Source organism: Bacillus cereus group sp. BfR-BA-01523, assembly GCF_022662615.1.
Lineage (GTDB): Bacteria > Bacillota > Bacilli > Bacillales > Bacillaceae_G > Bacillus_A > Bacillus_A mycoides.
The window spans coordinates 660,322-673,688 of record NZ_JAKUDX010000001.1 but is presented as its reverse complement, the minus strand read 5'-3'; the positions used below and the strand labels follow the sequence as shown (position 1 = coordinate 673,688).

Genomic DNA, 13,367 nt, shown 5'->3' with positions numbered 1-13,367 from the left:
TTGAAAGCTAGTCTTGCAAAAAATACGAAGGAGTGTGATGTTGTCCTAACTCAAATGAACTAAAAAATATTCTGTTTAGAAAGGGGGCGACAATGCTATCGTTATTGAAATATATTATGGAAATGTTCCTGGTGAAAAGGAGGTTTAGAACAAATATTAAAAATAGCTGTTAATAATAAAAAGGTAGGAAACATATACCCTTTATTGTTAAGTACAGCCTTTCATAATCTATGTTGAATCAATTGGAAAATTCATGAAAAAGTGTTATGGTTTATTTGGGAGCTGCACATTATTTATGTTCAGTAAAAAAGGGGGATTAAAGTGGGGGCTAAAATTTTTAACGGCAGGCATATAGCCAATAGCAAGGATCAAGAATTTGTTGTTTTTATTATTGGTATGCGTATTAATAACCTATTAAAATTTTGGAAGTGGATACCAGTTTTTAATGCTATGGGACCTATGATTAAAGAATTGTATCAAAATCCACAATGGGGTTTCTTACATACAGAATTCTTATTTAGTTGGAGAAAAGTAATCCTAATTCAATACTGGAAGGGATTCGACGAATTAGTAAACTATGCTCACGGAAAAAATCATTCATATGCTTGGAAATCCTACAATAATAAGATTAAAGATAATGCGAGTGTCGGTGTTTTTCACGAAACCTATCAAATAGAAAAAGGTGCTTCTGAAGCAATCTATGTTAATATGCCAAAAACAGGTTTATCTAGAGCTACCGAACACATACCGGTATCTCAAGATACTAATACTGCTCAAAAAAGAATGGATAAATAATTCGGAAAATTGTGTATGTAATTTCGATGTTCCTGCCGGAGAATATACAAAGTGTCGGAGTGTTAGTAGGTGAAAACTTGACAAAAAAACTTATTTATGCTATAATTTACCAATATAAAAATAAAGTGTATAATAGGGTTCTCCTGGCCAGGGGGACCCTATTTTTGTTGTGAAAATGAAGGAGTGTATGTGCGTGAAACAAGGTGAATCAAGTGTAACATCGTTAGTATCAGCTTTCGGAAGGGCGTATCATAGTGAATTTGATAGTTCTAAAATCTTTGATGATTATGTAGCTAAAGATCTTATTTCACAAAAAGAACGTAATGATATTGAAACGAACATGGTTCAAGGAATACATTTTTTCAATAAAGACATTGCACAGCAGTTTCAAGACAATCCGAAAGAAATTTTAAAATGGATTACACAAGTTCAGTTATCACCAACACCTTTGGCACGTGCAGCATATTGTGAAAGAGTGCTATTACATGAAATTACATTAGGCGCGAAGCAATACGTCATACTCGGTGCAGGCTTAGACACGTTTAGTTTTAGACACCGAGAATTAGAAAATAAAATAGAAATATTTGAAGTGGATCATCCTTCTACGCAAGCGTTTAAGAAGAAAAGAGTGAAGGAAGCAGAACTTGAAATGCCAAATAATCTTCATTTTGTTTCCATGGATTTCACGAAAGGTTTTTCCTATGAACAGTTATGTAATGAAGGATTTGAAAATAAAAAGACTTTCTTTAGCCTATTAGGTGTTACGTATTATTTAATGAAAGAGGAACTTTCCAGTTTAATAGAATATTTATTCGAGATAGTTCCAGCAGGAAGTTCTATCGTTTTCGATTATCCTGATGAAAATTTATTTACGGAAAAAGGATTATCCAATCGAGTTGAAAATATGATAAAGATGGCTGAGATAGGCGGAGAACCGATGAAATCATGTTTTTCTTATACCGAAATGGAAGCACTATTAGAGAAGGCGGGCTTACTCATTTATGAGCACTTAGCACCAAAGGATATTCATACATTATATTTTGAAGGACGAAACGATTATTTAGAAGCTTTTGAGACGGTGCATTATGTACATGCGGTGAAGAAGTAGAGAATTAGTAGGCATGGGGAGAAATCTCTGTGTCTTTTTTTGTGGAAAACAAGAGGATGGGATTTATTGAGAAAGATAATGATAGATATATTGTTACATGAGTTACTACATCTAGATGAACATAAGGAAGAATGTGGGGTGTATTTGTCAAAAAAACAGAATGTTCAACGAAAATTCGCGATTATGTTATATAATGATTTTAATAAACCATATTTTAGAAATTACCCCCGATTATGTAGAAAGTATATTTTGTTTTGATAAGCTAAAAGAACTTGTAGTGGGGCTTGTTACAAGTTCTTTTATTTGTAAAATTTCCATTGACTAAAATATGGAAAAAAGGAGGGTGCAAGTTTGATAAGAAATTTAAAGAAAGCAGCACTTAATTCGTTAGATGGGAAATGGGGAGTAAGTATAGGGGGATCGGCGTTATACTATTTTGTACCAACTTTAAGTGCATCAGCGATTGCTAGTTTTATATATTTAATATTGGGCCTGTTTATTGGGGTAATTGGTTTGGATGTTTTCTTTATTTATTCAATTGGTGGGCAACCACAAGTAGATCCAACAGCACTAGTTTTACTTATTCTAAGTTATTTTTTTATAGGAATGATTTGTTTCTTAATTTACAGTGTCATACAAGGTATCTTTAATTATGGGTATTCTGTTTTCACCTTACGCTTAGGTAAAAATGAAGATGCTAAGGTGGACGATGTATTTGTGGGGTTTAGGAAGAACAATTTGTTTAAATCAATGAAATTAGGAGTGTTGCAGGCTATTTTTCTATTTTTATGGAGCCTGTTATTAATTGTTCCAGGTATTATTAAATATTTTTCTTATTCAATGGCATATTATATTTTAATAGAGAATCCGGATTATACAGCAAGTGAAGCACTAAGGGAGAGTAAAAGAATAATGAAAGGGCATAAGTTCAAGTTATTTGTTCTTTGGTTATCTTTTATTGGTTGGTTTTTATTAACAGCATTTATAGGTATGTTTACATTTAATCTGTCATTCATATTCATTACCCCTTATTATAACACAACTGTCTCGCATTTTTACTTAGACTTAATTAAGAAACAGGATGCTAGAGAAGCGAAGGTAAGTATATAAAGAATATAATTAGTAAGAAAATATTTTTAATGTATATTTTCTCGATTGTGGTCATGCAATTAAGCATATCCCTTTTTAATATGATATTGAAAGAAATAAAGTAGCTGCAATTGGATATGTTTTACTTATAATAATTTGGGTAAGGATATTATAACATTGGAGGAATTTAAAATGGGGAAGAGTGAGATATTTCAGGATTTTAATTTTAAATTAGTAGTAATTGATGCTTTATTAGATAAAGAGCCATTATTTTTAAAAGAATTAAAAGACTTAATAGAAAAGTATACGAATAATTTCGAATGGTATTCAGGAGCTGGGCCAATTGTTGAAATTAGAGATTTTTTAGAAGAGTTAATTCTGGAAACAAGTGATTTGGAAAAGATTGAATCCCTTTGCTTTGATGGAGGAAATGAAATTTATCATATCTTAAAGCCAGATTGGGATGGTGAAGACAGTTTATTTGATGTAATATCTGTTGAAGGATTTCAAAATTTAAAAAATCTAAAAATAGTGGAATATATTTCAATGTGTTACCCAAAAGTATTAGAACCATTTAAACAAGCTGGAATTGAAATTGAGGATTAATGAGGGAAAAGTTATATAATAATGGAAGTGATTCTTATTAAGAAAGAGTCACTTTTTCTTATGCAACGAACAAAGCAGAATGGAGGATATTATGATAATAATCGATAAAGATGGTGAAGGCTACTGGAGTAAAACTGTTAATTTGGGCATTTTAGGTAAATTCAATAGCATTTTTATAGATTTAGATGGATGCGATATAACAGGGGCGACGGATAATATGACTCAAGAAGAAAAGGTAGAAAAAGCTAAAAAATATTATGGTAATAGATTCAAAGAGTTAGAAACCAATGTTGGATTTATAAATGAGCAATTTCTAATGTGGATTATAACGCATTTATGTGATAAAGAATATCCATTTTGGGAATTTGGTGATGAAGATGAAAGTAGTGAAGATTATCCAGATTATATAGTAAAAGAAGAAATAAAAAAATTCGAAGATGAAAATGGACAATTGCAATATGATCCGTATAGTCCAAGTCCGATTTATAGAGAAATTCAGAAATATAATGCATATAATAATGAAGATAATTTATTAAGCTATGAAATTATAACGAAATATTTACCGGTTCTTGATTTCAAAAAACTTGTAGATACAATTAGACCTAATAGTATAGATACATTTGAAGATAACATAAACTTTCAAGTGAGTAGTGAGGTTTGTGGTGGAATGTTGCTTTGTGCTACTTACGGAACAATTTATGCTAATAATGAGTTAGAAGTTACGCATAACTGTTAATATAAAGATTACTGATAGGGATATCGCTACACATCTATTAACTGAAAGATATTAATTGCAATCAAGCGTAAAAAAACGCGATTCTTATTAAAAAAATAGCGTTCTTTTACTATTCAAATATGATTACATCTGAATTTAATGAAGATTTCTTCTGCAAAAGTAGTAGATTTTTTATTTGAATTTACTACCTCAGTTTGATTTATCATATTTCAATCTCAATAGAATAGTAAATAGGTATAAAAGATATGGAGATACATACTTTAGGTTTTAAATTACAGTAACTTTTGTGAAAACAAAAGGGGAAATAGAAGATGTTAAAATTACATGTATGTTCGTTCCATATGTGTATATTTGCTGCTCAATAAACTATCCTCTCGCGTAAGTTTGTACCACATTTTCACTTTTATTTACAAAAAATACTATTAAATATTTTTGGATAATTGTTATAATATAATTAAATTGATATAAAAGTTTTTTTCTAGAGTATGTATTTGAAGAATTCTCATGCAAAAAGAGCAAGTTCTCAAGTAGAGAGCTTGCTCTTTTTTGAAGAGAAATATGATTAGAAGTACATAAGGGGATAGCAGAATTTTATAAAAAGACTTTCTGTATGTATCCACAACAATGTTTAGATGTAAAAGATTTTTAAATTTATAAAAAGATTAAGAGGCGATAGAGAATGAAAAGATATATTAGTATAAAAGGAATTGGCACATATCTTCCGAAAAGAAAGGTAGAATCTTTTGAAATAGATCGCATGCTACATGTGCCAGAAGGCTGGACATTAAAAAAAGCTGGGGTAAAAACAAGATATTTTGTTGATGGGGAAACGTCTTCTTATATGGGGGCGGAAGCTGCAAAAAAAGCTGTAGAAGATGCTAAGTTAACTTGGGATGATATCGATTGTATTATTTGCGGAAGCGGAACGATTCAACAGGCAATACCTTCTACAGCATCACTTATTCAAGAACAGCTCGGGCTACAGCATTCTGGTATTCCATGTTTTGATATCAATTCAACATGTCTCAGTTTCATAACAGCACTTGATACAATTTCTTACGCAATGGAATGCGGGAGATACAAAAATGTTGTTATTATTTCTTCTGAAATTTCTTCTGTTGGATTAAATTGGGGACAAAATGAAAGCAGTATTTTATTCGGTGACGGTGCGGCAGCTGTAGTAATAACAAAAGGTGATTATACATCTTCTATTATTGCTTCCCATATGGAAACATATAGCTCTGGTGCGCATTTATCAGAAATTCGTGGCGGTGGAACGATGATTCATCCTAGGGAGTATAGTGAGGAACGAAAAGAAGACTTCTTGTTCGATATGAATGGAAGAGCCATTTTTAAACTATCTTCTAAGTATTTGTTGAAGTTTATCGACAAGCTACTTATGGATACTGGTTATTCCCTGGCTGATATTGATTTAATTGTTCCTCACCAAGCAAGTGGACCAGCTATGAGACTCATTCGTAAAAAATTAGGGGTTGATGAAGAGCGCTTTATGACCATTTTTGAAGACTACGGTAATATGATTTCCGCATCTATTCCAGTCGCTCTTTTCGAAGCGATTAAGCAAAAGAAAGTGCAACGTGGAAATAAAATACTATTATTAGGTACTTCTGCAGGACTTTCAATCGGGGGCATCCTTATTGAATACTAAGAAAACAGTATTAATTACAGGGGCACGTGCACCAGCAACTCTGCATTTATGCAGACTGTTTCATAACGCTGGACATACCGTTATTATTGCAGATAGTATTCCTTATCCATTAAGTAAAGTTTCAAAGAGTACGGATTATTTTTATGAAATTCCTTCTCCAAAGTGGAAAACAAATGAAAGTATCCGTGCGCTACTATCCATTATTCAACGTCACAATGTGGATTTGCTTATTCCTACTTGTGAAGAAGTGTTTTATATATCTAAATATAGAGAAGAATTAAGCGCATTTTGCCATGTATTAGTAGATGATTTTCAAAAGCTATCATTACTCCATAATAAGTGGGAATTTATTCAGTTCGTAGCGAATTTAGGGTGGCAAGTACCTGCAACATATAGAATAGATGATGAAGAAGCGATAAGTTCAATGATGCATAAAACACCAGCACATACTCCTTTTGTACGAAAGCCGATTTTCTCCCGTTTTTCTGATAAAGTGGAATTTATTACAAAAGAGGATGCTCTAAAAGAAAGCATGATAGATAAGTCGAATTATATTATGCAAGAGTTTATACGAGGGACGCAGCATTGTTCCTACAGTATTGCACAATCTGGGGAAGTGTTAGCTCACTCTACGTATAAAACGGAATTCACGGCAGGCTTAGGTGCTACCATTGCGTTTCAGCATATGAATCATCCTAAAATTGATCAGTTTGTGAGACATATTGTAAAAGAGCTAAATTTCTCAGGACAAATTGCTTTTGATTTTATCGTTACAGAGGATAGAGATGCGATTCCGATTGAATGTAATCCACGTACTACAAGTGGATTACATTTATTCGATGAGGAAATATTGCCGGCTTTCTTTCATGAAAAGGTAAACAATACACTCATTCCGAGACCAAACTCTGAGTGTGCAATTCGGTTAGCGATGCTTCTATATGGATTTCCTTATTTAAAAAGTAAACAAAAACGTAAGCGATGGTTAAAAGTTCTATGCTCTTATCCAGATATCGTTTATCGTCACAATGATTGGAAACCATTTTTTTATCAGTTTTTTAGCATGTATAAATTGTGGCGTGAAAGTTATAAAAATGAACGGACTATTTTAGAGCAAACAACATATGACATATCGTGGGATGGTGAAGATTTATGAAAATGCTAGTAACTGGTGGAACGGGCTTTCTAGGACAAAAACTCGCCTTTCGACTGAAAAATATGGGCTATGAAGTAACGGCAACGGGAAGAAATAAAACAATCGGTAAGGTATTAGAACAAAATGGAATCGAGTTTGTTCATTGTCCTCTTGAAGACAGAGATCGTGTGCTACAAGTTTGTAAAGATAAAGATTATATCTTTCATAGCGGCGCACTTTCTTCCCCTTGGGGCAAATATGAAGATTTTTATAATGCGAATGTGTTAGGAACGAAACATATTATCGAGGGAAGTAAAAAGTACGGTATAAAACGCCTGATCCATGTATCAACACCAAGTATTTATTTCTATTATGATGAGCGACAAAATGTAGTAGAAAACGCGAAACTTCCTGATACATTTGTAAATCATTATGCAACAACGAAGCACATGGCTGAACAAGCTGTTGATCAAGCTTTCGTGCATGGTTTACCAGTTATCACAATACGCCCGCGCGCTTTATTCGGACCAGGAGATAATGCGATTCTTCCGCGTCTTATTAAAGTATGTGAAAAGGGTGCTTTACCGAGAATTGGTACTGAAAATGTTCTTGTTGATATTACGTATGTTGAGAATGTTGTAGATGCTTTACTTCTTTGTATGCATTCCCCAAAACATACATTAGGGCAAAAGTACAATATAACAAATGACGAACGTGTAAATTTATATGAGGTCATAGAAAATGTAATGAAGCGTCTTGATAAGGAAGTAAAATATAAAAAAATTTCCTACAAAACCGCTTTTTCACTAGCTGCCATACTAGAAGGAATTTCAAAAACTATTTTATTCGGAAAAGAACCTATTCTCACAAAATATACTGTTAGTGTCCTTTCAAAAAGCCAGACATTAAATATTGATAAAGCTAAAGAAGAACTAGGATATGCTCCAAAGATTAGTATAGAAGAAGGAATTACAAAATTTGTAGACTGGTGGAAAATACAATGAAAATCAAATCTTTAAAGCTATATGATACAGGATATTGCACACATCCAGAAAAAATTGCATACTCCAAGGGCAGTTGGAAACAAATATGCTTTCCTGCTACAGTAGGGTTACTCGAGCATCCAGTATTAGGATATATTTTATTTGATACTGGATATGCGGGACATTTTAAAGAGGCGACAAAAAAATTTCCTTACTCTGTATATGCAAAACTTACGCCTGTTCATTTCACGGAAGAGCAATCTATTAAACAGCAACTTCTTCTTGATGGTATTCAGCCAGAAGAAATTAAATATATTATTCTTTCTCATTTTCATGGCGATCATACTGCTGGTTTACCTGACTTTCCAAAAGCGAAAATACTAACCTTCGCAAAAGCTTATGAGGATATTAAAAAGAGAAGTAAATTTGGTGCTCTATTAAAAGGGTGTCTAAAAGATACACTGCCGATGGATTTAGAGAAAAGAATGTCATTCATTGATCAAACTCCATCCCTTAACTTACCTTCTACATATGGAAAGTTTGAAGAGGGGTATGATGTATTTGATGATGGCTCATTATTTGCTGTTGACTTAACAGGACATGCAACGGGACAATTCGGTTTATTCGTCCATTTACAGAGTGAAAAAATTGTCTTTCTTTGTGCAGACGCAGTGTGGCTAAGTAAAACTTATCAAAACCTTGTATTTCCTAGTAAGATTGCCAACCTTTTAACTAGCGATCCAAAGTCTTACCGAAAGAATATTGAGAAGTTACACCATTTATCACAAACATCACCTGAGATCGAAATTGTACCAACTCATTGTGAACATACATGGGATAAAATTAAAGCAGGGGTGTACTATGAATAAACTACGGATTCTCAAGCGATACTTGAAAATAAAATATGGCTTGAGATTTTCAAATCGCAAACAGTTGGAACAGTTTCATAAACAACAAATAGAAAAACAACTTTTGTTCACGATAGAGGCGTCTCCTTTTTATCGCCAGTTATATACGCCGTTTTTAAATGAAATTCAAAAGGGGGATTTGTCTGCACTCCCCATTATTGATAAAGAAGTAATGATGGAACATTTTGATACATTAAATACAGCCCATATTTCAAAGGAAGAAGCGTTTCATGTAGCATTTGAAGCAGAAAAGACCCGGAATTTCTCACCAACCATTCGTAATATAACTATCGGTTTATCCTCAGGAACTAGTGGGAATCGTGGAGTTTTTCTCGTTTCCGAGGAAGAACAAACGTTGTGGGCTGGCTCGATTATTGGAAAGGTGCTTCCTTCTAGCATTCTACATAAACACACGATTGCTTTTTTCTTACGTGCAAATAGCAATTTATACGAAGCGATAAAAAATAAGCGAATCTCATTTCATTTTTTTGATTTACTAGATTCGTTTCAGCAGCATATCACGCGATTAAATGAAATACAGCCATCTATTTTAATTGCACCTCCGTCTATGTTACGGAAAATCGCTTACTGGCAGCAAGAAGGACTGATTACGATTTGTCCCCAAAAAATTATCTCTGTAGCAGAAGTGCTTGAAGATATTGATAGAGACTTTATTCGTGCAACTTTTAAGCAAACAGTACACCAAGTTTACCAATGTACAGAAGGTTTTCTTGCTACCACTTGCAAGCAGGGGACATTACACATTAATGAAGATCTCGTTCATATTGAAAAAGAATACTTAGATAAAGAGAAAGGGATATTTGTTCCCATTATTACTGATTTCATGAGGAAAACACAGCCTATTATACGCTATCGTCTCAATGACATATTAATTGAGAAGAAAACGCCGTGCAGCTGTGGCTCACCTTTCTTAGCATTAGAACGAATTGACGGTCGATGTGACGATATATTTATTGGAATAAGTGAATTGGATAATAGCGAAATATTTATGTTTCCAGATTTCATTAGAAGAGCAATTTTGTTTGCATCTAGTGACATTCAAGAATTTAAAGTGATACAACACAGCGTAGAAAAAATTGAAATTAAACTTAAAGCACTACCTGAAGATCTCGAATTATGTCAATCAAAGGTAATGCAAGAATTACATACACTGTGGGCTACTAAAAAGTGTGCGATACCACATTTCTTCTTTTCGCATTACGATATTCAAGTATGTGATAAAAAATTAAAAAGAATAGAAAGTCTTGTAAGGCGTGGTGAACATAAATGATTCAGTTACATGATGTTCATTCCTTGCATAGTATTGATTGGGAATCAAAAAAAGATGGGGCATATGTGCGAGATAGTTTCCTGCCTCTTTTTCAAAAGGGCGTTACAGCGTTTATTGAAAATGTTAATACGCAGCTGTTTCTATTAGAAATTGATGATCTCATCTTGCCAGTTACTCTTAATAACGCAGAGTTCGAAAATTCATATGTATGTTCTCCGTATACACATTACATATCTTATGCATTAGAAGAGCTATGGGAGTTGAAAAAACCATGGCTAGAAAAGCTATTAACCTATCCGATTCATCTTATGGGAAGTTGGCTACGACGAACGAATATTAATAAAGTAATTGTCGTAAATAATTGGATGCTTTCAACAAATCTTTATCACTCTATCAACGAACAACAAATCGAACAAATTACGAATTTATTTGTTGAGAAATTTCCAGAGCATACAATTCTATTTCGCTCTTTAAATAACGAATTATATCCCGTAACGACAGAAGCACTATCTACGGTAGGTTACAAGAAAATTATGTCTCGTTCTATATACTTATTTGATCCGAAACAATATAAAAAAATGAATCGAAAAAAACGAAAAGACTTATTAAACGATAAAAGTTTATTAGAGAAAAGCAATTATGAAATCATTACGAATGAAGAATTAACAAAAGATGATATTTTACAAATTTCCCAGCTATACAACCAACTATATATCGAAAAATATTCCGCCCATAACCCGATGTTTACACCCGCTTATTTATGTAATGCTCTTCAGCATCGTTTATTTGAGATAAAGGCTATAAAAAAAGGAGAAACAATAGATGGTGTCATTGCTTATTTTATTAGGGATGGAGTTATGACGACTCCTATCCTTGGCTATATTACAAACTCTGATCAGCAACAAGGCTTATACCGGATTTTGTCGCTCCTTATTACAATGGATTCTATCGAAAAAGATTTAATTTGTCATTGTAGTGCTGGAGCTGGAGAGTTCAAACGAAATCGTGGTGCAAAACAGCAGATTGAATACAGTTATATGTATCACTCTCATTTGCCACCTAATCAACAAAAGGTATGGAAAGTATTAACTTGGATATTAAATGCATGTATAGAACCGATGGCAAAAAAACATCGCTTTTAAAAAAAGAGATAAGACTCGTAATGTGTAGGAGCTATAAGTAGTAAGTATATTATTAGATTTTACATATGAAAATAATTTTTCGGGTTACAGGATACACTTGATTCGCTTGGAAATGAATTAGTTAAAGGAATTCATTTCACAAAGAACAAAATTGATAGCGATGTGATGCTACCCCAAATATAAGTATTGAGTCAATGTATTCATCTCAAAGCGTAAAAAAAGACACAATGGAAAGTGTCTTTTTTACGTTGACATGCTATGAAAGAAGATGTAGTGATTAATCATAGTTTGTTGGATTCTTCTTGGTTGATATTAGTATAACATTATCATTAGTGATTTTAAATGCGATTATGCATATATATACGAATTTAGTTACATCGAGTTTGTAGCTATGTTTTTTCTTCTTATATATGGTGCATAACTTGAAATTGTATAATGTCCTTCCATAAATCCTCCCTCATTGAAGTAGAAGGAACATCTATACTAGGAAACAAAAAACAAAAAAGGAACATTTTAATAATAGAACTAGATTTTATAGTAAAATAGATACCATGGTATGAATGTACGTTTTAGATATGAGCCCAATGAACCATATGCTTATAGAATTGAGAAAGACCTTAAAACAAATAAGTTATATATGTTAAGACAGTAATACTTCAAGCAGTATAGTTGGAAACGTCAGGAACTTAAATGATTTAAGATTCAAACTATATAAAAGATAAAGTATACGACTAAGGAAAAGAAGGTTTTGTAGTGTGCTGCACATTCAAGAATTAATTCTTACGTAGGGAGTGCTTATATGCAAAGTTTGAAACATGTAATATTGCTAGTATTATGTTTCTTATGTCTAAGTGGTTGTAACCAAGAAAATGGAGCTGAGGTACAAGAATATATAAAAGAAAAACACGGTATTGATGTTGTTGTAACAGATTGGAGCTCTATAAATGAAAATAACGGCGGTAATACATACCATACTGTGCAAGAAAAAAATAACAAATATCTAAAATTCCGAGTAAAGGTACAAGGTCTCCTCTATTCAAATCCAGTAGGTGATGAATACCAATATGGAAAAAAAACATATGAGGAATATAAGAAATTCAAACCAACTCTAGAAGAAATGAAAAAATTAGGCTACGTGGAATCTGAAACGGAAAATGCTCTTCAATATATTTTAGATAATAAAGATCCAGATGAAGGAAAACCAACTAATGAATTATTATTAACTTTGCAAATGAGTAACGAGATTGACTTTAGCCAATTGGATTCAGTAGAATTAGATCGTTTATATGCTCTATTTCAACTCATTCAGGAGAATAATAAAAAGATAACAGAACTAGAGATTAAGGATCAAAATGGTGAATCTTTAGGCGGACCTTTTAAAAATGTACAAAAAATAATAACAAAAGAAGAACTGTTACAAACAATGAAATCTACGATGTCAGATGCCATAAACAAATATTGGGGAAATTGGATTAGAACGCACACCAAAGTAGAAGAAAGATTACATGAAATACAAAACGATCGATTTGCATTTAAAAGTATTACTTATTCAAGTTCAGATGATGAGGATAGTCGAAAATATTTAGTGACTTTAGTTATTAATACCACCAATAATATATTTGAAAACAATCCCCCTTTAATTGAGGATTTAATCAAAGTAACCACAATCCTTAAAGAAGAACTATATAATAATAACTTTAACATCTATTTAACCAATAAGACAGGGACAATAAATGAAAATTGGTTATCGTCAAAAGAAATCAAAGAAGCAAATAACATCGAAGATCTTGTAAAAGAAAGAGATCCTGCGAATTAAATTTAAAGTCCTTTTCATGTTTGTTATTTAATGTGAATGCACAATATTTCGAAGTCTCAACCCATGCCCAACTACTTAATAATTTTATAACA

The 13,367-nt window shown here is 32.6% G+C and carries 12 protein-coding genes; all 12 read left to right on the top strand.

Features of this window, described 5'->3' with window-relative positions; all coding sequences use genetic code 11:
* The first annotated feature begins 321 nt into the window (after positions 1 to 321).
* Positions 322 to 795 (top strand): DUF4188 domain-containing protein, encoded by a 474-nt coding sequence (locus MR066_RS03415; RefSeq protein WP_242246003.1) that lies wholly within the window; start codon positions 322 to 324, stop codon positions 793 to 795.
* A gap of 187 nt (positions 796 to 982) precedes the next feature.
* Positions 983 to 1,903: a class I SAM-dependent methyltransferase gene (locus MR066_RS03410; protein WP_242246098.1), complete on the top strand. Its 921-nt coding sequence runs from the start codon at positions 983 to 985 to the stop codon at positions 1,901 to 1,903.
* Positions 1,904 to 2,254: 351 nt separating this feature from the next.
* Complete coding sequence (locus tag MR066_RS03405; protein WP_242246002.1) at positions 2,255 to 3,013, top strand: DUF975 family protein; 759 nt, start codon at positions 2,255 to 2,257, stop codon at positions 3,011 to 3,013.
* Positions 3,014 to 3,184: 171 nt separating this feature from the next.
* Positions 3,185 to 3,598, top strand: coding sequence for a DUF6892 domain-containing protein (locus MR066_RS03400; RefSeq protein WP_002165425.1), 414 nt, complete (start codon positions 3,185 to 3,187; stop codon positions 3,596 to 3,598).
* Positions 3,599 to 3,689: 91 nt separating this feature from the next.
* Entirely contained in the window at positions 3,690 to 4,334 is a 645-nt protein-coding gene (locus tag MR066_RS03395; protein WP_242246001.1) for a hypothetical protein, read from the top strand.
* 679 nt (positions 4,335 to 5,013) lie between these two features.
* On the top strand, positions 5,014 to 6,003 hold the full coding sequence (locus tag MR066_RS03390) for a beta-ketoacyl-ACP synthase III (RefSeq protein ID WP_242246000.1): 990 nt from the start codon (positions 5,014 to 5,016) through the stop codon (positions 6,001 to 6,003).
* Positions 5,993 to 7,156 (top strand): ATP-grasp domain-containing protein, encoded by a 1,164-nt coding sequence (locus MR066_RS03385; protein WP_242245999.1) that lies wholly within the window; start codon positions 5,993 to 5,995, stop codon positions 7,154 to 7,156. Before MR066_RS03390 ends, MR066_RS03385 begins: the two co-directional genes overlap by 11 nt.
* Entirely contained in the window at positions 7,153 to 8,139 is a 987-nt protein-coding gene (locus MR066_RS03380; protein WP_242245998.1) for an NAD-dependent epimerase/dehydratase family protein, read from the top strand. The genes MR066_RS03385 and MR066_RS03380 overlap by 4 nt, the downstream gene beginning before the upstream one ends.
* The gene (locus MR066_RS03375; protein WP_242245997.1) at positions 8,136 to 8,987 is read left to right on the top strand and encodes an MBL fold metallo-hydrolase; all 852 of its coding nucleotides are present in this window, start codon (positions 8,136 to 8,138) and stop codon (positions 8,985 to 8,987) included. The genes MR066_RS03380 and MR066_RS03375 overlap by 4 nt, the downstream gene beginning before the upstream one ends.
* On the top strand, positions 8,980 to 10,317 hold the full coding sequence (locus MR066_RS03370) for a F390 synthetase-related protein (protein ID WP_242245996.1): 1,338 nt from the start codon (positions 8,980 to 8,982) through the stop codon (positions 10,315 to 10,317). The genes MR066_RS03375 and MR066_RS03370 overlap by 8 nt, the downstream gene beginning before the upstream one ends.
* Positions 10,314 to 11,459 carry a hypothetical protein gene (locus MR066_RS03365; protein WP_242245995.1) on the top strand — a complete coding sequence of 382 codons (1,146 nt, stop codon included), beginning with the start codon at positions 10,314 to 10,316 and terminating at the stop codon, positions 11,457 to 11,459. Before MR066_RS03370 ends, MR066_RS03365 begins: the two co-directional genes overlap by 4 nt.
* A 799-nt stretch (positions 11,460 to 12,258) precedes the next feature.
* The gene (locus MR066_RS03360; protein WP_242245994.1) at positions 12,259 to 13,275 is read left to right on the top strand and encodes a hypothetical protein; all 1,017 of its coding nucleotides are present in this window, start codon (positions 12,259 to 12,261) and stop codon (positions 13,273 to 13,275) included.
* Positions 13,276 to 13,367 lie beyond the last annotated feature (92 nt).

Excerpts from the sequence above, each read along its gene's own strand:
- MR066_RS03410 (WP_242246098.1), top strand. The coding sequence starts at position 983 with ATGTGCGTGAAACAAGGTGAATCAAGTGTAACATCGTTAGTATCAGCT.
- MR066_RS03400 (WP_002165425.1), top strand. The coding sequence starts at position 3,185 with ATGGGGAAGAGTGAGATATTTCAGGATTTTAATTTTAAATTAGTAGTA.
- MR066_RS03395 (WP_242246001.1), top strand. The coding sequence starts at position 3,690 with ATGATAATAATCGATAAAGATGGTGAAGGCTACTGGAGTAAAACTGTT.
- MR066_RS03390 (WP_242246000.1), top strand. The coding sequence starts at position 5,014 with ATGAAAAGATATATTAGTATAAAAGGAATTGGCACATATCTTCCGAAA.
- MR066_RS03380 (WP_242245998.1), top strand. The coding sequence starts at position 7,153 with ATGAAAATGCTAGTAACTGGTGGAACGGGCTTTCTAGGACAAAAACTC.
- MR066_RS03375 (WP_242245997.1), top strand. The coding sequence starts at position 8,136 with ATGAAAATCAAATCTTTAAAGCTATATGATACAGGATATTGCACACAT.
- MR066_RS03370 (WP_242245996.1), top strand. The coding sequence starts at position 8,980 with ATGAATAAACTACGGATTCTCAAGCGATACTTGAAAATAAAATATGGC.
- MR066_RS03365 (WP_242245995.1), top strand. The coding sequence starts at position 10,314 with ATGATTCAGTTACATGATGTTCATTCCTTGCATAGTATTGATTGGGAA.
- MR066_RS03360 (WP_242245994.1), top strand. The coding sequence starts at position 12,259 with ATGCAAAGTTTGAAACATGTAATATTGCTAGTATTATGTTTCTTATGT.